17 protein-coding genes and 1 pseudogene are annotated in these 17,618 nt (G+C 76.3%); 13 read left to right on the top strand and 5 right to left on the bottom strand.

Features of this window, described 5'->3' with window-relative positions:
• Positions 1 to 100 precede the first annotated feature (100 nt).
• Positions 101 to 790 (bottom strand): alpha/beta fold hydrolase, encoded by a 690-nt coding sequence (locus tag BUB17_RS20135; protein ID WP_072920470.1) that lies wholly within the window; start codon positions 788 to 790, stop codon positions 101 to 103.
• The gene (locus BUB17_RS20130; protein ID WP_072920469.1) at positions 787 to 990 is read right to left on the bottom strand and encodes a hypothetical protein; all 204 of its coding nucleotides are present in this window, start codon (positions 988 to 990) and stop codon (positions 787 to 789) included. The genes BUB17_RS20135 and BUB17_RS20130 overlap by 4 nt, the downstream gene beginning before the upstream one ends.
• A 94-nt stretch (positions 991 to 1,084) precedes the next feature.
• Between BUB17_RS20130 and BUB17_RS20125 the strand changes: the two genes are divergently transcribed.
• Positions 1,085 to 1,837 carry a hypothetical protein gene (locus BUB17_RS20125; protein WP_141243119.1) on the top strand — a complete coding sequence of 251 codons (753 nt, stop codon included), beginning with the start codon at positions 1,085 to 1,087 and terminating at the stop codon, positions 1,835 to 1,837.
• On the opposite strand, the gene BUB17_RS20120 is transcribed toward BUB17_RS20125, so the two are convergent.
• On the bottom strand, positions 1,781 to 2,797 hold the full coding sequence (locus BUB17_RS20120) for an NADP-dependent oxidoreductase (protein ID WP_072920467.1): 1,017 nt from the start codon (positions 2,795 to 2,797) through the stop codon (positions 1,781 to 1,783). The genes BUB17_RS20125 and BUB17_RS20120 overlap by 57 nt on opposite strands.
• 63 nt (positions 2,798 to 2,860) lie before the next feature.
• On the opposite strand from BUB17_RS20120, the gene msrA reads away from it, so the two are divergent.
• The 7 genes from msrA (at position 2,861) to BUB17_RS27025 (ending at position 9,247) form a co-directional block, all read left to right on the top strand.
• Positions 2,861 to 3,514, top strand: a complete 654-nt coding sequence (msrA, locus tag BUB17_RS20115; RefSeq protein WP_072920466.1) for a peptide-methionine (S)-S-oxide reductase MsrA — start codon at positions 2,861 to 2,863, stop codon at positions 3,512 to 3,514.
• A gap of 82 nt (positions 3,515 to 3,596) precedes the next feature.
• Complete coding sequence (locus tag BUB17_RS20110; RefSeq protein ID WP_244277392.1) at positions 3,597 to 4,715, top strand: class I SAM-dependent methyltransferase; 1,119 nt, start codon at positions 3,597 to 3,599, stop codon at positions 4,713 to 4,715.
• Positions 4,716 to 4,854: 139 nt separating this feature from the next.
• Complete coding sequence (locus tag BUB17_RS20105; RefSeq protein WP_072920464.1) at positions 4,855 to 5,946, top strand: class I SAM-dependent methyltransferase; 1,092 nt, start codon at positions 4,855 to 4,857, stop codon at positions 5,944 to 5,946.
• A gap of 130 nt (positions 5,947 to 6,076) precedes the next feature.
• Positions 6,077 to 7,660 (top strand): methyl-accepting chemotaxis protein, encoded by a 1,584-nt coding sequence (locus BUB17_RS20100; protein WP_072920463.1) that lies wholly within the window; start codon positions 6,077 to 6,079, stop codon positions 7,658 to 7,660.
• Positions 7,661 to 7,815: 155 nt separating this feature from the next.
• Positions 7,816 to 8,337 (top strand): pyridoxamine 5'-phosphate oxidase family protein, encoded by a 522-nt coding sequence (locus BUB17_RS20095; RefSeq protein ID WP_072920462.1) that lies wholly within the window; start codon positions 7,816 to 7,818, stop codon positions 8,335 to 8,337.
• A 137-nt stretch (positions 8,338 to 8,474) separates the two neighbouring features.
• Positions 8,475 to 8,747, top strand: a complete 273-nt coding sequence (locus BUB17_RS27030) for a hypothetical protein (protein WP_175561433.1) — start codon at positions 8,475 to 8,477, stop codon at positions 8,745 to 8,747.
• Complete coding sequence (locus BUB17_RS27025) at positions 8,744 to 9,247, top strand: hypothetical protein (protein ID WP_175561432.1); 504 nt, start codon at positions 8,744 to 8,746, stop codon at positions 9,245 to 9,247. Before BUB17_RS27030 ends, BUB17_RS27025 begins: the two co-directional genes overlap by 4 nt.
• A gap of 113 nt (positions 9,248 to 9,360) precedes the next feature.
• Here BUB17_RS27025 and BUB17_RS28325 read toward each other — a convergent pair.
• Both BUB17_RS28325 and uraD read right to left on the bottom strand, forming a co-directional pair.
• Positions 9,361 to 9,597: pseudogene (locus BUB17_RS28325) on the bottom strand (hydroxyisourate hydrolase); the annotation flags it as partial.
• A gap of 14 nt (positions 9,598 to 9,611) precedes the next feature.
• Positions 9,612 to 10,193, bottom strand: coding sequence for a 2-oxo-4-hydroxy-4-carboxy-5-ureidoimidazoline decarboxylase (gene uraD, locus BUB17_RS20085; RefSeq protein WP_072920461.1), 582 nt, complete (start codon positions 10,191 to 10,193; stop codon positions 9,612 to 9,614).
• Between uraD and BUB17_RS27020 the strand changes: the two genes are divergently transcribed.
• The 5 genes from BUB17_RS27020 (at position 10,192) to BUB17_RS20060 (ending at position 17,573) form a co-directional block, all read left to right on the top strand.
• A complete protein-coding gene (locus BUB17_RS27020) occupies positions 10,192 to 10,524 on the top strand; it encodes a DUF6986 family protein (protein WP_175561434.1) in 333 nt (110 codons plus the stop codon). The two genes, uraD and BUB17_RS27020, sit on opposite strands and share 2 nt — an antisense overlap.
• A gap of 11 nt (positions 10,525 to 10,535) precedes the next feature.
• Entirely contained in the window at positions 10,536 to 10,772 is a 237-nt protein-coding gene (locus BUB17_RS27015) for a DUF6986 family protein (protein ID WP_072920459.1), read from the top strand.
• Positions 10,769 to 15,946, top strand: a complete 5,178-nt coding sequence (locus BUB17_RS20070; protein WP_072920458.1) for a SpoIIE family protein phosphatase — start codon at positions 10,769 to 10,771, stop codon at positions 15,944 to 15,946. The genes BUB17_RS27015 and BUB17_RS20070 overlap by 4 nt, the downstream gene beginning before the upstream one ends.
• A gap of 101 nt (positions 15,947 to 16,047) precedes the next feature.
• Entirely contained in the window at positions 16,048 to 17,046 is a 999-nt protein-coding gene (locus BUB17_RS20065) for a sensor histidine kinase (RefSeq protein ID WP_072920457.1), read from the top strand.
• A 32-nt stretch (positions 17,047 to 17,078) separates the two neighbouring features.
• The gene (locus BUB17_RS20060) at positions 17,079 to 17,573 is read left to right on the top strand and encodes a MarR family winged helix-turn-helix transcriptional regulator (RefSeq protein WP_072920456.1); all 495 of its coding nucleotides are present in this window, start codon (positions 17,079 to 17,081) and stop codon (positions 17,571 to 17,573) included.
• Positions 17,574 to 17,618 lie beyond the last annotated feature (45 nt).

Below are 17,618 nucleotides of genomic sequence, written 5' to 3'. Positions count from 1 at the left end.
GGCGCCTCCATGCCTGACGCTGTCCGCCACCGGCACGCGACGCTGCGCCCTGCCTACCGGCCCGGGTCGCGCCGTGGCAAGCCTTGCGCCGCGGCAAGCCTCAGAGCGGAACGGCGAGCTCGCAGCTCTCCAGCGCCGCGCGCAGGTCGCGCCGCCACGGCGCGAGCCCGGCCCCGGCGAGGACGACGTCCCGCACGAACGCGTGCCACACCGGTGCCCGGCGCACCATGCTGTGCCCGCCGGCGATCGTGAACCGGGCGATGTGCGCGCCGGCCTGCTGCGCGCGGACGGCGAAGTCGGCGGACAGCGCGGCCGGTACCCAGCGGTCGCCGCGGCCGTGCAGGACCGCGACGGTCTGCCCGCGCAGGTGCCCGACCGGCTCGCCCGGCGGCGTCCACGGCGCGAGCGCGCAGACCGCGCCCACCGAGGCGTCGTCACCGGCGCGCAGCACCGCGCGGCCGCCCATCGAGTGGCCGACCAGCACCACCGGGACGTCGCCGTGCCGCTCCCGGAGCTCGCGGAGCGTCCACCGGACGTCGGCGTACGCGTCGGCGGCCACCCCGTTCCAGCCGGCCACCCGGTAGCGCAGCAGGTAGGTGCCCAGGCCGCGGTCGCCGGCGGAGGCCCGCACGAACTGCTCGATGGCGCGCATCCGCAGCAACGACAGCGCCCGCTCCTGGGGCGGCTGCACGCTGGCCACGGTGCCGCCGTGGCAGAAGACGGCGAGCGCCCGGGTCGGCCCCGCGGCCGGCTGGTGCTCCAGGCCCGGGCGCTCGCCGCCGGTGGTCACCGGCGGCGACGCCCGCCGCGGAGCGTCGCACGGGCGCGGTCGCCGAGGTCGCCGGCCTTGTACAGCGCGCGGGTCACCTGGGTGGCCCCGGTGCGCCGCTCGAGGACCTGCGCGGCCCGGCGCAGCAGGCCGGTGGCGAGGGGGACGACGACGGTGAGCAGCAGCCAGGTGCGCAACCGGCTGGTGAGGAAGAGCCACATGATCGGCATCCTGCCCGCATCCGGCGCGGGCAACCGTCGGCGAGCCCGGCCGGTTCCTCATCCGCCTCTCATCCTGGTCGGGCACGATCTGCCCGTGTCCCGAGTCCCACGTCGACGGCCCTGGTCGGCGGTGCCCGTCGCGGTGACGCTCCTGCTCGTGGGGGCGAGCGCGCTGCTGGCCCGGGAGGGCTCGCCGCTGACCACCGAGCGCGGGCAGCTGCGCACCTACCTCGACGTCTTCGACGAGACGAACCTGCCGACCTGGTGGGCGGCGAGCGTGCTGGTGGCCGCCGCGCTCGCCTGCGGAGTGGTCGCGGCGCTGTCCGGGCCCGGCGTCGCGCGGCGCCGGTGGTCGCTGCTCGCCGGGCTCACCGCGGCGCTGTCGGTCGACGAGGCGACGGTGCTGCACGAGCGGCTCGACCGCGCCGTCCTGCCCTGGCTGAGCCCCGAGGACTTCCCCTACCTGTGGGTCGTGCCGGGCGCGGTGCTCGGCCTGGCGGTCGTCGTCAGCGTCGTGGGACTCACCCGGGCCGCACCCGCGCCGGCCCGCCGCCGGCTGCTGCTCGGCTTCGGCCTGCTGCTGGGGTCGGCGCTCGGCGGGGAGGTGGTGCAGGGCCTGCTCGTCGCCGAGGGGCTGCTGGGCCGGCCGTTCGTCGTCGCCTACCACCTCGAGGAGCTCGGCGAGACGCTCGGCGCGGTCGCGCTGCTGGCCGGCGCGGTGCGCATGATCGACGTCGTGCGGGAGCCGGCCGGCGTCCGGCTCCGGCTGAGGACCGCCGTCCCGCCGTCCTCAGTCGGGGTCGGGCGCCAGGCGGACGACCATCTTCCCGACGTTGCCCCCGCGTAGCAGGTCCAGGAAGGCGGGCACCGCCTGCTCGATGCCCTCGCGGACGGTCTCCCGGACCACCAGGTCGCCCGAGCGCAGCCAGCCGGTGACCGTCTCGGTGAACTCCGGGCGCAGGTCGGCGTGGTCGCTGACGAGGAAGCCGCGCAGGGTGAGCCGCTTGCCGACCATCAGGCTCATGTTGCGCGGCCCGGGCGGCGGCTCGACGGCGTTGTAACCGGAGATCGAGCCGCAGAGCGCAGCCCGCCCGTGCACCCGGAACGCGCCGATCGCGGCCTCCAGGTGGTCGCCGCCGACGTTGTCGAAGAACAGGTGGATCCCGTCGGGTGCCGCCTCGGCCAGGCCCCGCGCCACCCCGTCGCGGTAGCTGAAGGCGGCGGTGAAGCCCAGCTCCCGCAGCCAGGCCACCTTCTCCGCCGACCCGGCGCTGCCGATGACGCCGGCCGCGCCCCGCAGCCGCGCGAACTGGCCGACCAGGCTGCCGACCGCGCCGGCGGCGCCGGAGACGAACACGTCGTCGCCCTCGCGGAAGGCGCCGATCCGGAACAGCCCGGCGTAGGCGGTCAGGCCCGGCATGCCGAGGACGCCGAGGTACCAGGACGGCGCGACGCCCTCCGCGGCCGGCAGCCGGGTCACCGCGGCGGCGTCCAGGACGGCGGTCTCGCGCCAGGCGGCGTCGGTGAGGACGAGCGACCCCTCCGGCAGCTCCGGTGCCCGCGAGGCGACCACCCGGCCGACGGCGCCGCCCTTCATCACCTCACCGACCTCCCACGGCGCCGCGTAGGACGGCCCCGAGCGCATCCGGCCGCGCATGTACGGGTCGACCGACATCACGACCATGCGGACGACGACCTGGTCCTCGGCCGGCTCGGGGACCGGCACCTCCACCAGCCGGAAGTCCCCGGGGGTCGGCTCCCCGTGCGGCCGGGCCGCCAGGTGCCACTCGCGCGTCGTCGCAGCCATGCGCCGATCCTGCATGCGCCGAGGCCGGCCCGCCCGGTTGATCCACCGGCCTACGCTCGGAGCATGTTCTTCTCCCGGTCCAAGACCCAGCCGGTGGCTCCTGCGGACGCGCTGCCGGGCCGCTCCACGCCGCTGCCGAACGTCCCGGAGCTGCACGCGGTCAACGGCAACCGCATCCAGCCGCCGTTCCCCGACGGCATGCGGACCGCCGTCTTCGGCGCGGGGTGCTTCTGGGGCGTGGAGAAGGTCTTCTGGGAGCAGCCGGGCGTCTACTCGACCGCGGCCGGCTACGCCGGTGGCCACACGCCCAACCCGACCTACGAGGAGGTCTGCTCGGCGCAGACCGGCCACACCGAGGTCGTGCTGGTCGTCTTCGACCCGGCGGTCACCTCCTACGAGCAGCTGCTCAAGGTCTTCTGGGAGGACCACGACCCGACGCAGGGCATGCGCCAGGGCAACGACGTCGGCACCCAGTACCGCTCGGCGATCTACGTCCAGGGCCCGGAGCAGGAGGCCGCCGCCCGTGCCAGCCGCGAGGCGTTCCAGCAGCGGCTGACCGCGGCCGGCTACGGCGAGATCACCACGGAGATCGCGCCGCTCGGCGACTTCTACTACGCCGAGGACTACCACCAGCAGTACCTGTACAAGGTGCCGGGCGGCTACTGCCCGATCCACTCGACCGGCGTCTCCTGCCCGGTGGGCCTCTCCGGCGTCTGACGAGGACCCCCGGCCCCCGCCACTCGCAGGCTCGCGGCGGAACCCTGCAGGGGGCCGATGGCTGATGGTCGATGCTGATGGCGTGAGCGTGCTCGGAGCACTGCGGCGGGAGCCGGACGTCGAGGCGCCGGACCTGGTCGCCGTCGACGCCACCGACCGGCTGCTGCTCGACGAGGCCGCCGGGCTGCTCGCCGCGACCGGCCCCGGTGAGGTCGCCGTCGTCGACGACTCCTACGGCGCGCTGACCCTGGGCGCGGTCGCCGCCGGCGCCCGCGACGTCCGGGTGCACCAGGACCTGCTGGTCGGCGAGCTGGCCCTGGCCCGCAACGCCGAGCGGACCAGGCTGACCGGCACGTACCGCTCGCTGCTGCTGGGGCCCGGGCTGGCGGACGGCGCCCGGCTCGTGCTGGCCAGGGCGCCGAAGTCGCTCGACGCGCTGCGCGAGCTCACCGAGGTGGTCGCCGGGTCGGCCGCGCCCGATGCCACGCTGCTGGTCGGCGGGCGGGTCAAGCACATGACCCACGCGATGAACGACGTGCTGGCGCTCGGGTTCACCGACGTGCACGCGACGCTGGCCCGGCAGAAGTCGCGGGTGCTGGTCGCGCGCGGGCCCCGGCCGGGCGTTCCGTCGTCCTTCCCGCGCCGGCAGCAGCACCCCGACCTGGGGCTCACGGTCTGCGCGCACGGCGCGGCGTTCGCCGGCACGAGGGTGGACGGCGGCACGCGCGCCCTGCTCGCTGTGCTGCCCCGGATGGCCCCCGACGCCCGGACGGCGCTGGACCTCGGTTGCGGCACCGGCGTGCTGGCCGCCGCGCTCGCCCTCGCCCAGCCGGAGCTGACCGTGCTGGCCGGTGACCAGTCCGCGGCGGCGGTGGCCTCGGCGACCGAGACCGCGGCGGTCAACGGGGTGGCCGACCGGGTCCGGGTGGTGCGGGACGACGCGGCGTCGTCCGTGCCCGACGCGAGCGTGGACCTCGTCGTCTGCAACCCGCCCTTCCACCTGGGCGCAGCCGTGGTGACCGGCGCCGCCGACCGGCTGTTCGCCGCGGCGGGCCGGGTGCTGCGGCCCGGCGGTGAGCTGTGGTGCGTCTACAACAACCGGCTGCCGCACCGCGCCGCGCTGCGTCGGCTGGTCGGCCCCACGCAGGTCGCCGCGTCCGACCGGCGCTTCACCGTCGTAGTCTCCACCCGCCGCTGGTGAAGGACCCCGTCCTCCCCACCCTTCGCAAGCCCAGGGCGGGCCCCGGGACGGGGCCCGTGGCGAGCCTCTGGTCGGGGCCGGCTCGCCCGGGCCGGACGGCCCTGGCTGACCGGCCCCGAGCAGGCCACGGTCGGGGGGCATGACGACGACCGAGACCCCGCCCGTCGACGCCACGACCGCCCTGGCCGAGCGCCTCTTCGACGGGGTGATCGCCACCCTGGAGCTGGCCGCGGTGCACCTGGGCAGCGAGCTGGGCTGGTACCGCGCGCTGGCCGAGGCCCCCGTGACCGCGCCCGAGCTGGCCGAGCGCACCGGCACCGCCCCGCGGTACGCCCGCGAGTGGCTGGAGCAGCAGGCCGTGGCAGGCCTCCTCACGGTGGACGACGAGGCCGCCGGACCCGACGAGCGGCGCTACACGCTCCCCGAGGCGCACCGCCCCGTCCTCGTCGACCGCGACGACCTCGCCTTCATGCCGCCGTTCGCCCACGTCGCGATGGCGTTCGCCCACAACGTCCCTCGGCTGCTCGAGGTCTACCGCACCGGCGAGGGGCTCTCCTGGGCCGAGATGGGCGACGCCCGCGGCGCCCAGGCTGCCGGCAACCGCGCCTACTTCCTCGGCCCGATGGCGAGTCAGGACCTCGCCTCGGTGCCCGAGATCGACGCGGCGCTGCGGGCCGGCGGCCGGGTCGCCGACGTGGGCTGCGGCATGGGCTGGTCCGCGATCGGCATCGCCCGCGCGTACCCGCAGGCCCGCGTCGACGGGTACGACATCGACGAGCCCTCCGTCGAGCAGGCCCGGCGCAACGCCGAGGAGGCCCGCGTCGCCGACCGGGTCCGGTTCACCACGGTGGACGCCGCGGCCGCCGGGGAGCAGGGCAGCTACGACCTGGTCACCGCCTTCGAGTGCGTCCACGACCTGGCCGACCCGGTGGCGGTGCTCGCCGCGATGCGCCGGATGGTCCGCCCGGGCGGCACCGTGCTGGTCGTCGACGAGAGGGTGGCCGAGCGGTTCACCGCGCCCGGCGACGAGGTCGAACGGCTGATGTACGGCTTCAGCGTCACCTGCTGCCTGCCCGATGGGCTTTCCACCCGGCCGTCGGCGGCCACCGGCACGGTGATGCGCCCGTCGGTGCTGGAGGGCTACGCCCGCGAGGCCGGGTTCGCCGGGGTCGATGTCCTGCCCATCGAGCACGACGTGTTCCGCTTCTACCGGTTGCGCGCGGAGGCGTGAGCGCGGCCACATTACGGAACCAGAAAGGGCCCGACCCGGGTCCCGTTGCGCTGTAGCGGCTCCAGCACGGTGCCGAACAGGGGACCACGGTGCGCACGGGCGCGCCTCCCTCTCTCGCAGGAGTGCCGGCATGGCGCGCAACGTCTGGTCCGACCGTCCCCTCGGCGTCAAGCTCGCGGCGCTGGTCGCCGCGGGCGCCGTCGTCCTCGCCGTCTTCGCCGTCCTCACGGTGCAGGCGCTGCGCGGCACGGGTGAGCGCACCGAGGAGCTGCTGGCCACCACGCACGCCACCGGGGCGGCGCTGGAGGCGGACATGATGCACGACGCCGTCCGCGGTGACGTGCTGCAGGCGATGCTCGCTGGCGCCGGCCCGGAGTACGCCGCGGCGGTCGCCGACCTGGCCGAGCACGGGCAGACCTTCCGGGACAGCCTGGCGGCGGTGGACGCCGACGAGCTGGGGGGCGACGTGCACGCAGCCGTGGTCGAGGTCGGGCCGGTCGTGGAGGAGTACCTGGCCACGGCGCAACGCGTCGTCACGCTGGCCGGTCAGGACCCGGTCCAGGCGCGCGTCGCCTACTCCGAGTTCGCGGCCGCCTTCTCCGTCCTGGAGGACGCGCTCCCCGCCGTCGGCGACGCCGTCGCCGGCCACGCGGCCGCCGCCGCCGAGCACGCCGCCGACCAGCGGAGGTCGGCGACCACGCTGGCGATCGTCGTGGCAGTCGTCGGGGTCCTCGTGCTGGCCGTGCTCGGCCGGTTGGTCACCCGCTCGGTCGTGCGGCCGCTGCAGCGGGTCGGCGCGGTGCTGACCGCGATGGCCGACGGCGACCTGCGCGGCTCCACCGGCGTGACCAGCCGCGACGAGGTGGGCCGGATGGCGGCTGCGCTGGAGGCCTCGATGGGCAACGTGCGCGCCGTCCTCACCTCGATCGGCGCGACCACCGGGACGCTCGCCTCGGCGACCGAGGAGCTGTCCGCGACCGCCCAGGACATGACCCGGCTGGCCGACGAGTCCTCGGCGCAGAGCGGGATCGTCGCCGACGCGGCGGGCCAGGTGTCGTCCAACGTGCAGACGGTGGCGGCCGGATCGGCGGAGATGGGCGTCTCCATCCGCGAGATCGCCCAGAACGCCAGCGAGGTCGCCCGGGTGGCCGCCCGGGCGGTCGACGTCGCCGGCACCACCAACGCCACCGTCGCCAAGCTGGGGGAGTCCTCGCTGGAGATCGCCGGCGTGGTGAAGACCATCACCGCGATCGCCGAGCAGACCAACCTGCTGGCCCTGAACGCCACCATCGAGGCGGCCCGCGCCGGGGAGGCCGGCAAGGGCTTCGCCGTCGTCGCCAACGAGGTCAAGGAGCTGGCCCAGGAGACGGCCAAGGCGACGCACGACATCACCGCCCGGGTCGAGGCCATCCAGGGCGACACCGAGGGCGCGGTCCGGGCGATCGGGGAGATCGCCCAGATCATCGGGCTGATCAACGACTCGCAGGGCACCATCGCCGCCGCCGTCGAGGAGCAGACCGCGACCACGACCGAGATGAACCGCAACGTGGCCGAGGCGGCGCAGTCCGCCAGGCAGATCGCCGAGAACATCACCGCCGTCGCCGGTGCGGCGAACGCCACGACCCACGCGATGACCGACGCCCGGACGGCGATGGACGAGGTGGCCCGGATGGCCTCGGCGCTCAGCGCAGCGGTGCAGCGCTTCCGGTACTAGGGCCTGCCCTGCGGATCACGTGCGCTGCTGGACATGTCCCGGGGAGCGGCTGGAGGGGACAGTTGCGGGGCTTCGTCGCCGCCGATGTCGTCGTCCCGTCGGCACTGTCCCGGCACCCGCGATGAGTCGCCGTCTCGGACCGAGTCTGATGGGGCATGGCGACCGGAGTCATCGACCCCAGGTACGGCGATGCGTCAGCGACCCCACCACCGTGGGCTGCGATCGAGCGCCTCCTGGTGGACGCGCAGCTCTACTGGATCATCACCGTCCGTGCGGACGGTCGTCCGCACGCGGTACCGCTCGTGGGCGTCTGGCAGGACGGCGCCTTCGCGTTCTGCACGGGCTCCGATGAGCAGAAGCAGCGCAACCTGGACGTCAACGCGCACGTCGCGGTGACGACCGGCAGCACCGGGGCGAACGGCTGGAACAGCGGGAAGGACGTCGTGGTCGAGGGCACTGCGGTGCGCGTGACCGATGCCGAGGCGCTGCGGGCGCTGGCTGCAGCGTGGTTCGCCGAGTACGGCGACGACTGGAGGTTCGACGTCCGCGGCCAGGAGTTCGTGGAGCTGAGCGACTCCGGCGCCAGCACCCGGGGCGGGGCATGGGTGTACCGGGTCGCCCCGGACAAGGTCATCGCCTTCGGCGACGGGCACGGCCAGACGACGTACCGCTGCTGAGTCCACGGCGGGGCGCTCCCGTCCTCTGCCGTGATCAGGAGTCGTCACAGAGCCCCTCCGCCGCTGCGGGCGGACTGGTCGGTGCGGCTTCGGAGATGCAGGTGTCCCGGAGCGGGCCGCTCAGGACCATCCGCGAGGTGTCACTCACCGCCGTCGGGGCGCGTGTCGTCGGGCACGCCCGGCGGGTCCTCGAAGAGGTCGCCGCGATCGAGCGCGCCGCCGAGCAGACCCGCGGCGACGCGCGGATCGGCTACACCTGCGCAGCGCTCGGGCAGCACACCACCGCGGTGCAGCGGCGCCGCACGCCTACGCACCGTCCTGCCGAGGCGCCGGCGCGCATCCGCAACCGGCGGGTGTCGGGAGCGCGGGCCTGGGCACCGGGCGGAACGGCAGGCAGGCTGGCCGCATGAGGACCCCGAGCACCCTGCCGCCCGCCGTCCGCAGGGTGCTGCCCTGGCTGCTGCGCTGGTGGGCGGTGCAGGCCGTGCTCGCCGTCGCCGGCCGGCTGGTGGCCCGGCGCAAGGACGAGGGCGACGAGAGCACCGCCGGCATCCGGCGGGTCGTCGCGCTCGGCGGGGTGGAGCTGCGGCCGGTCAACCCGGAGCTCTCGCGGGTGCGGCTGGACCTGCTGATGGCCGGGGCGCGGCTCGACCTCACCGCCGTCCCCAAGGTCCCCGGCGGGGTGGACCTCACCGTCCGGGCGCTGATGGGCGGGGTCGGGCTGACCGTGCCGGCCGGCTGGAAGGTGTGGTGGGACAGCCGGGGCGTGGGTGGCGTCGGCTTCGCCCAGGACGACGGGCTGGTGCACACCGACGACGAGCGCGGCGCCGACCTGCGGGTGCACGCGATCGTGCTGCTGGGCGGCATCGGCATCGAGGGGGCGCCGCAGGACGACAGCTGGGGCCGCTGACGCCGCCGGTCAGCAGACAGGCTGCTGCTGACGTTCAGGTCCACCAGGGTGTGCCGCGGGCTGCTGCGGTCCACCGAGACCACGCGGACCTCCGCCTTGCCGTGGTGGCGCTCGGCGGCCTCGCGGACGTCGAAGGAGAGCACCACCTCGGGGTAGAAGGTGTCCCGCCCCTGCCCGGCGAACCACGGACCGGCGGCGAAGACCAGCCGGTGGGCGCCCGGCGCGGTCGCCCCCTCGGCCAGCCGGCACCGGCCGTCGGCATCGGTGACCCCCTCGGCCACCAGCTCCTCACCGGCGAACAGCCGGACGGTCATCCCCGCCGCCGGCCGCCCCAGCACGGAGTCCAGCACGTGCGTGGAGACGCTCACGACTGCTCCGGCTCCGTTCCGGACTCGTTCCGCTCCTCGCTCGCTGGCCCTCGCTGCGATGCTCGCTCGTCCGTCACGTTCGCGGACACGAGCTCCCGCACCCGCAGCGCGGTGATCTCGGCCAGCTGACCGGTCACCTCGGTCCGCTCGGTCTCCTCGTCGTTGGCCAGCCTCCGGCGCAGCTCGGCCAGCAGCTCCTCCGGTGAGCGGCCCGCCGCGCGGACGAGGAACACCCGGTCGAAGCGCTCTTCGTACTCCCGGTTGCCCTCGGCCAGCGCGGTCCGCACCGCGTCGTCCGCCGAGCCCACCGCGCTCTGCTCCCGGCGGGACGCCTCCGCCTCGGGCGAGGAGCCCTCGGGCCGGTCGCCGATCCGCGGGTGCACGGCGATCGCCAGCTCGACCTCCTCCCACGGCAGGCCGCGGACGACGTCCTCGGCGCGGGCGACGAGCGCGTCGACATCGGGATAGGGCCGGCCGGCCACCACCTCCGCGGCGAACCGGGGCGCGGCGTTGCACGCCCGCAGGGCCTGGACGGCGCGGTCGGCGGGCTCGGCGTTGAAGTCGTCGAGGGCGGCCATGCGCCGAGGATGGCAGCCCGTCCCGGCGATCGGCGCGGGGATGGCCGGCGTGGCAGGGTCGGGGATGCCGCTGCCGGAGGACGTCTGTGCCGAGCTCGACCGGCGGCTGGCACCGGTCGAGGCCGAGGACGGTCACCGCGGCCCGCCCGCGCGGGAGGACGACGACGTCCGCCGGGCCGCCGCGACCGTGGCCGGGGACCTCGCCGCGGGCGCCGCTCCACCGTCGGTCGGCATCCGGGCCAAGTCGCTGGCGGGCCCCACCCGCCGGCGCGGCGTCCGATCCCTGGACCTCTTCCTCGGCGGCCTTGCCGGCGCGCCCGCGCGGCCGTGACGCTGCCCGAGGTGACCGACGTCGAGCAGGACCGGGTCGACGGCGGCGTCCTCGACGAGCCGGCCACCGCGAAGGCGCTGGCCACCGTCGTGCTGCGGGGCCTGGACTGCGGCGCCCCGGACGACGGCGAGGTGCGGACGGCCACCGGTGTCGAGCGCGCCGGGCCGACGCGACCGGCCGGGCGCAACGCCCGGATCGACACGCCCGCAACCGGCCGTGGCGGCCCGCGACCTACCATCCCCTCGTGACTGACCAGGACCCCGGCACGTCGCTGTTCGCCGGCGGCGGCGAGGTCGGCCGCGCGATGGCCGAGATCGACTGGTCGCAGACCCCGCTCGGCCCGCCGGAGCGGTGGCCCTCCGGGCTGCGGCACACCGTCCGGATCCTGCTCACGTCGCGCTTCGCGATGTGGGCCGGCTGGGGCCCGGAGCTCTTCTTCTTCTACAACGACGCCTACCGGCACGACACGCTGCAGACCAAGCACCCCTGGGCGCTGGGCCGGCCGGCCTCCGAGGTGTGGGCCGAGATCTGGCCGGACATCGCGCCGCGCACCTCGGCGGTGCTCGACGACGGCGCCGCCACCTGGGACGAGGACCTGCTGCTCTTCCTGGAGCGCAGCGGCTACCGGGAGGAGACATACCACACCTTCTCCTACAGCCCCCTGCCCGGCGACGACGGCGGCACCGGCGGCCTGCTCTGCGTGGTCACCGAGACCACCCAGCAGGTCGTGGGCGAGCGGCGGATGGCCACGCTGCGCGACCTCGCCGCGGCGCTTGGGGCCGCCCGGTCCGAGGAGACCGTGCTCGCCGTCGCCGGCGAGCAGCTCGCCCGCAACGACGCCGACCTGCCCTTCAGCGCCGTCTACCTGCTCGACGACGACGGGACCGCCCGGCTGGGCAGCACGGCCGGCATCGAGCCCGGGTCGCCCGCCGTCCCCCGGGTCCTGACCGACGACCACGGGACGTGGCCGCTGGCCCGGTTGCTGGCCGGCGAGGACGTGCTGGTGGAGGACTCCGCCGACCGGTGCCCGGGCCTGCCGACCGGCGCCTGGCAGGAGCCCCCCGTGCAGGCGGTCGCGCTGCCGATCGCCTCGTCGTCGCAGGACCGCGGCCCGGTCGCCGGCTTCCTCGTGGTCGGCCTCAACCCGCACCGGCGCTGGGACGACGCCTATCGCGGCTTCCTCGGCCTGGTGGCCAACCAGGTCTCCGCCGCCCTCACCAACGCCGGCAGCTACGAGGCCGAGCGGCGGCGCGCCGAGGCGCTGGCGGAGCTGGACCGGGCGAAGACCGACTTCTTCAGCAACGTCAGCCACGAGTTCCGCACCCCGCTGACGCTCATCGCCGGCCCGGTCGCCGAGCTGCGCGCCTCGCCGGTGGCCGCGTCGGACCCGCGGGTGCGGGAGGAGCTGGAGGTCATCGAGCGCAACGCGCAGCGGCTGGGCAGGCTGGTCAAGACGCTGCTGGACTTCTCGCGCATCCAGGCCGGCCGCATCGACGCCCGCTTCGAGCCCGTCGACCTCGCCGCCACCACCGCCGAGCTGGCCAGCGTCTTCCGCTCGGCCGTCGCCCGGGCGGGGCTGCAGTTCACCGTCGACTGCGCGCCGCTGGACGAGCCGGTGCACATCGACCGGGACATGTGGGAGAAGGTCGTCCTCAACCTGCTCTCCAACGCGCTGAAGTTCACCTTCAGCGGCGGCATCGCGGTGCGGCTGCGGCAGGACGACGGCAGCGCGCGGCTGACCGTCACCGACACCGGCACCGGCATCCCCGCCGACGAGCTGCCCCGGCTCTTCGAGCGTTTCCACCGGGTGGCCGACGCCCGCGGGCGCTCCGGCGAGGGCAGCGGGATCGGCCTGGCCATGGTGCGCGAACTGGTCGGCCTGCACGGCGGCACGATCGACGTCGACAGCACCCCCGGCGCCGGGACGACGTTCACCATCACCCTGCCGATGGGCACCGCGCACCTGCCCGCCGACCGGCTGGCCGAGCCCGTTCCCGACGCGCCCGCCGTGTCCCCGGCCGCCGTCCCCTTCGTCACCGAGGCGCTGCGCTGGGTGCCGGACGGCCACGCCGCCGAGCCCACGACAGCGGGCCCGGACCCGGCGGTGGTCTCCGGCCGGGTGCTGGTCGCCGACGACAACGCCGACATGCGGGGGTACCTGCTGCGGCTGCTGGGCCCGCGCTACGACGTCCGGGCGGCCGCCGACGGCCGGGAGGCCCTCGACGCGGCGCTGGCCGACCCGCCGGACCTCGTCGTCAGCGACGTGATGATGCCCGAGCTGGACGGCATGGGGCTGCTGGCCGCCTTGCGCGCGGAGCCGCGCACCGCCCGGGTCCCGGTGCTGCTGCTGTCGGCGCGGGCCGGCGAGGAGGCCGCCGTCGAGGGCCTGGCGGCCGGGGCCGACGACTACCTGGTCAAGCCGTTCTCCGCGCAGGAGCTGCTCGCCCGGGTCCGCGCGCACCTGGAGCTCGGCCGGGCCCGGCGGGCCGCGGAGGAGCAGTTCACCGCGATGGCCGACCTGGCGCCGGCCCTCATCTGGGTCACCGACCCCGACGGACGACGGGTGTTCGTCAACCGCGGCTGGACCGAGTTCACCGGCCGCCCGGCCCGCGAGGAGGTCGGCGACGGCTGGGAGCAGGGCCTGCACCCGGAGGACCGGGACCGCTACGCCCAGGTCGTCGCCGCGGCGACCGCGCGCCGGGAGGGCTGGGAGGTCGACGTCCGGCTGCGCCGCGCCGACGGGACCTACCACTGGCTGCTGGAGCGGGCAGTGCCGATCGGGGGGCAGCCGATCGGGGCGGGCGAGACCTCCGCCGGCTACGTGGGCAGCTGCACCGACATCAACGCCCGGACCCGCGAGACGGCGCGGCAGACGCTGCTGGCCGAGGTCGGCACCGCGCTGGACCGGGAGACCACCGTCGACGGGCAGCTCGGTGCGCTGGCCCGGCTGCTCGTCGACCGGCGGCTCGCGGACCTCTGCACGGTCCGCGTGCTCGAGGACGACGGAGGGCTGCGCTTCGCCGGGATCGCCGGACTCCACGGCGCCGCCGAGGCCGCCGTGGCCGCCCTCGACCCCGACTCGGGGCTCGGGCCCGAGGTGGTGGCGACCGGCCGGACCGTGCTGCGGGCGCAGCTGCCCCAGGTGGCTCCCGACCGTCCGGAGTTCGCGGAGGTGCTGGCCGTCGGCTCGGGGATGGCGGTGCCGCTGTCCGTCCGCGGCCGGGTCCTCGCCGTCCTCGGGCTCGCGCGACGTCCGGACGCGCCGCCGTACGACGACGACGACCGGGTGCTCGTCGAGGAGGTCGCCGGCCGCGCCGCCCTGGCGGTGGACAACGCGGTGCTGCTCGCCGACGAGCGGGCGGCCGCGCGACGGCTGGCACTGCTGCAGCGGGCGACCGCCGAGCTGTCCGCGGCGACCACCCCGATGGAGGTCGCCCAGGTCGCCAGCGGCCACGTCCGCGCGCTCACCGGCCCCGACAGCCGCGTCGCGGTCTACGAGGTCGACCCCTCCCACCGGGCGCTGTGCGCGCTGGCCCTCGACGGCGGGAGCCCGGCCGGCCTGGAGTTGTGGCGGACGCTGCCGATGTCGGCCCCGCTGGCGGCTCCCACCGCCGTCGCCGAGCGCCGTCCGGTGTGGGTGGAGGACATCGCCGCGCAGCCGCCGGCCGACCGCGAGTGGGCGCCGGAGCTGGCCGAGTCCGCGGCGGAGTTCGGGCTCGCCGCGGTCGCGGCCCTGCCGCTGTCCGCGGCCGGGCGGGTGGTCGGCGTCCTGGCGATCGCCTGGCCCGAGGTGCAGCGCTTCCCGGCGACCGATCGGGCCATGCTGCTCGCCGTCGCCGAGCAGTGCGCACAGGCCCTCGACCGCGCCCGGCTGTACCGGGCCGAGCGGGGTATCGCCGAGACGCTGCAGCTGAGCCTGCTGCCGGCGCAGCTGCCCGCACTGGAGCGGCTGGCGCTGGCGGCGCACTACCTGCCCGGCGCCGAGGGCACCCAGGCCGGCGGGGACTGGTACGACGTCGTCGAGCTGGCCGACAACCGGGTGGCGATCGCCGTGGGCGACGTCGTCGGGCAGGGCCCGGCCGCTGCCGCGGTCATGGGTCAGCTGCGCAGCGCACTCTCGGCGGCCGTCCTGCAGGGCTGCGGCCCCGCGGAGGCGCTCGAGCTGCTGGACCGCTTCGCCGCCCGGCTGCCCGGCGCGCTGGCCTCCACCGCCGCCTGCCTGGTCGTCGACGGCACGGCCGGTACGGTCCGGTGGGCCCGCGCCGGTCACCCGCCCGCCCTGCTGGTGACCCCCGACGGGGCGCAGCTGCTCGACGGTGCCGGCTCCGGCGCCGTCCTCGGCGCACCCGGCCGGCGCCCGTACACCGAGGGCACGGTCGAGATCACCCCGGGTGCGACGTTGCTGCTCTACACCGACGGGCTGGTCGAGCGCCGCGGCGAGGTGCTCGACGACGGGCTGGAGCGGGTGCGTGCCGCTGCTGCCCGGCACGCCGCGGCCGACCCGGTCGGGCTGACCGGACGGCTGCTCGCCGAGGTCCTCGCCGACGCCGACCAGCCCGACGACGTCGCGCTGATCGCCGCCCGGCTGCTGCCCGCGCCCCTGGCCGCCCGGCTGCCGGCCGACCCGTGGCGGCTGTCCGGGGTCCGGCGGGCCGTGACCGCGTGGACGACGGCGGCCGGACTGCCCGAGGACACCGCCGAGGACCTGCAGCTGGCGCTGGGTGAGGCACTGGCCAACGCGGTCGAGCACGCCTACGCGGCGGCCGCCGGCGAGGGCGAGTGCAGCTACCGGGTGGCCCGTGGGGCCGACGGCAGCGTGCTCGTCGAGGTGTGCGACTCCGGCCTGTGGCGGCCACCGCCGGCCGACCGCGGGTACCGCGGCCGCGGCCTGGAGCTGATCAGCGCGCTGGCCACCGACGTCGAGGTGGTGCACGTCCCGGAGGTCGCGGGCACGACCGTCCGCTTCCGGATCGCCCCCGCCGTCCCGGCCGTCCCCGGCGCTCCCCACGTCGGTCCGCAGCGCGGCACGGCGGGTCCCCCCCTCGACGGGGGCGCGGTGGTGACCGTGCACGACGAGCCGGGCGGGTCGCGCCTGGAGGTGCACGGCGAGGTCGACCTGGCCACCGCCGGTCGGGTGCGGCGGCAGGTGCTCACCCGGCTCGAGCAGCTCGCTCCCGGGTCGGTCGCGACGCTCGACCTCGGGCCGACCGGCTACCTGGCCAGCGCCGGCGTCGGCTTGGTGCTGGAGGCCGTCGCGCGGGCGCGGCGGGCCGGCGTCCACCTCCGGCTGCGGACGCGGCCCGGGACGCCGCCGGCGCGGATACTCACCCTGGCCGGGGTCGGCGAGCCGGTTGCCGGGGTCGGCGAGCCGGCGGCCGAGGTACCGACGGCGGCCGGGGTACCGATGGCGCCGCCCGCATGACGGCACGCACACCCGGGTCCCCGCAGGAGGGGCCGGGGGCACGGGTACGAGGATGGCGCAGCAGTCGGCCGGAGTCCCCGGTCGGGGGAGGACCGGACGAGGTGGACCGAGCGGTGGGCGAGGACGCGGCCCCCCTCGCGCAGCCGTCCAACGGCACCGGAGCGTCCGTCGGGTCGAGGCACGCCGCCGCGGTGGTGCGCGGGGAGGCCGAGCTGCTGGCCGTGGCCCTGCCGTTCCTCGACGCCGGGCTGCGCGCCGGGGACGTCGTCGCGCTGACCTGCCCCCCGGAGGTCGCCGCGCTGCTGTGCGACGAGCTCGGTGAGCGCGCCGGGCAGGTCCGCATCGACCGCGGGCTGAGCCTGCTGGGAGCCCGGGCGCCCGACGCCCTGGCGCGCGCCCGCCGGACCGCCGAACAGGCACCCAGCGGTCAGCTCCGCGTGCTCTCGCTGATCGACTTCGGGCCGTTCCCCGCCGGCTGGCGGGAGGGGCTGCGCTTCGAGTCGGCGTCCAACCGGGTCGTGCAGGACGTGCCGATCGACGCCCTCTGCGTCTACGACCGGCGACGGCTGCCCGCGGCGGTCGTCGAGGCCGCTGCCGCCACCCATCCGTTCCTGGTCCACGGCGGCGCCTGGGCGCCCAGCCCGGGCTACCGCGACCCGGCCGACTACCTGCCCGAGCTGCCCTGGCGGCGGGAGCCGCTCGAGGACACCGCGCCGGTGCTCGCCCTCGACGACGCCCCCAGCCTCGTCGTGCTGCGCCACGAGATCGGGGCGGCCCTCGCCGCCCGGGTGCCCGACCGCGACCAGCGGGAGGACCTGCACCTGGCCGCTGCCGAGGTCGCCGCGAACGCCTTCCGGCACGGCGTCCGCCCGGTGTCGGCGCGGATGTGGACCGACGGCGTGCGGCTGGTGTGCGCGGTCACCGACTCCGGGCACTCCTTCGGCGACCCGCTGGCCGGCTTCCGGCCCGCCCACGGCACCGACCTCGGCCGCGGCGGCATGGGCCTGTGGCTGGCCCGCAAGCTGTGGGACTCCGTCGACCTGATCCCCGGTCCCGAAGGGCTCACCGTCCGGCTCAGCACCCGCCTGAACCCGGCTTGACGCCGTCGATCCCTCACTGCTGAGGTACCGGCGTGGGGGACGCCGTCGACCAGATCCTGGCTCAGTGGGCCCGCGAGCGGCCCGACCTGGACTGCAGCCCGATGGGCGTCGTCGGCCGCATCTCCCAGCTGCAGCGGGAGGTCTTCCTCGCCCAGCGCGCCACCTTCGCCCGCCACGGCCTCGACGTCCCCTCCTTCGACGTGCTGGCCGCGCTGCGCCGGGCCGGTCCCCCCTACCAGCTGACGCCCACCGCGCTGATGCGCACCGCGCTGGTCACCTCCGGTGCCATCACCCAGCGGCTGGACCGGCTGGAGGAGAAGGGGCTGATCACCCGCGAGCGCAGCGAGGCCGACGGCCGGGCCGTCGTCGTCACGCTGACCGAGGCCGGCCGCTCGGCCCTGGACGCCGCGCTGCCCGACCACCTGGAGACCGAGCGCCGGCTGCTGGCCGGGCTCTCCGACGACGACCTGGACGCCCTCGCCGGGCTGCTGCGCCGGCTGCTCGTCGCCCTCGGTCGCGTGCCCTGACATCGCACCGCGACGCCCGCTTCCCCGACGCCCGCTTCCCCGACG

This window comes from Geodermatophilus obscurus (genome assembly GCF_900143215.1).
GTDB lineage: Bacteria > Actinomycetota > Actinomycetes > Mycobacteriales > Geodermatophilaceae > Geodermatophilus > Geodermatophilus obscurus_A.
Note: the sequence above shows the minus strand (reverse complement) of the source record. Positions and strands in the feature narration are given on the sequence as shown.

Coding starts and splice junctions, on each gene's coding strand:
- BUB17_RS20130 (WP_072920469.1), bottom strand. CDS start 990: ATGTGGCTCTTCCTCACCAGCCGGTTGCGCACCTGGCTGCTGCTCACC.
- BUB17_RS20120 (WP_072920467.1), bottom strand. CDS start 2,797: ATGGCTGCGACGACGCGCGAGTGGCACCTGGCGGCCCGGCCGCACGGG.
- msrA (WP_072920466.1), top strand. CDS start 2,861: ATGTTCTTCTCCCGGTCCAAGACCCAGCCGGTGGCTCCTGCGGACGCG.
- BUB17_RS20105 (WP_072920464.1), top strand. CDS start 4,855: ATGACGACGACCGAGACCCCGCCCGTCGACGCCACGACCGCCCTGGCC.
- BUB17_RS20100 (WP_072920463.1), top strand. CDS start 6,077: ATGGCGCGCAACGTCTGGTCCGACCGTCCCCTCGGCGTCAAGCTCGCG.
- BUB17_RS20095 (WP_072920462.1), top strand. CDS start 7,816: ATGGCGACCGGAGTCATCGACCCCAGGTACGGCGATGCGTCAGCGACC.
- BUB17_RS27025 (WP_175561432.1), top strand. CDS start 8,744: ATGAGGACCCCGAGCACCCTGCCGCCCGCCGTCCGCAGGGTGCTGCCC.
- BUB17_RS27020 (WP_175561434.1), top strand. CDS start 10,192: ATGCGCCGAGGATGGCAGCCCGTCCCGGCGATCGGCGCGGGGATGGCC.
- uraD (WP_072920461.1), bottom strand. CDS start 10,193: ATGGCCGCCCTCGACGACTTCAACGCCGAGCCCGCCGACCGCGCCGTC.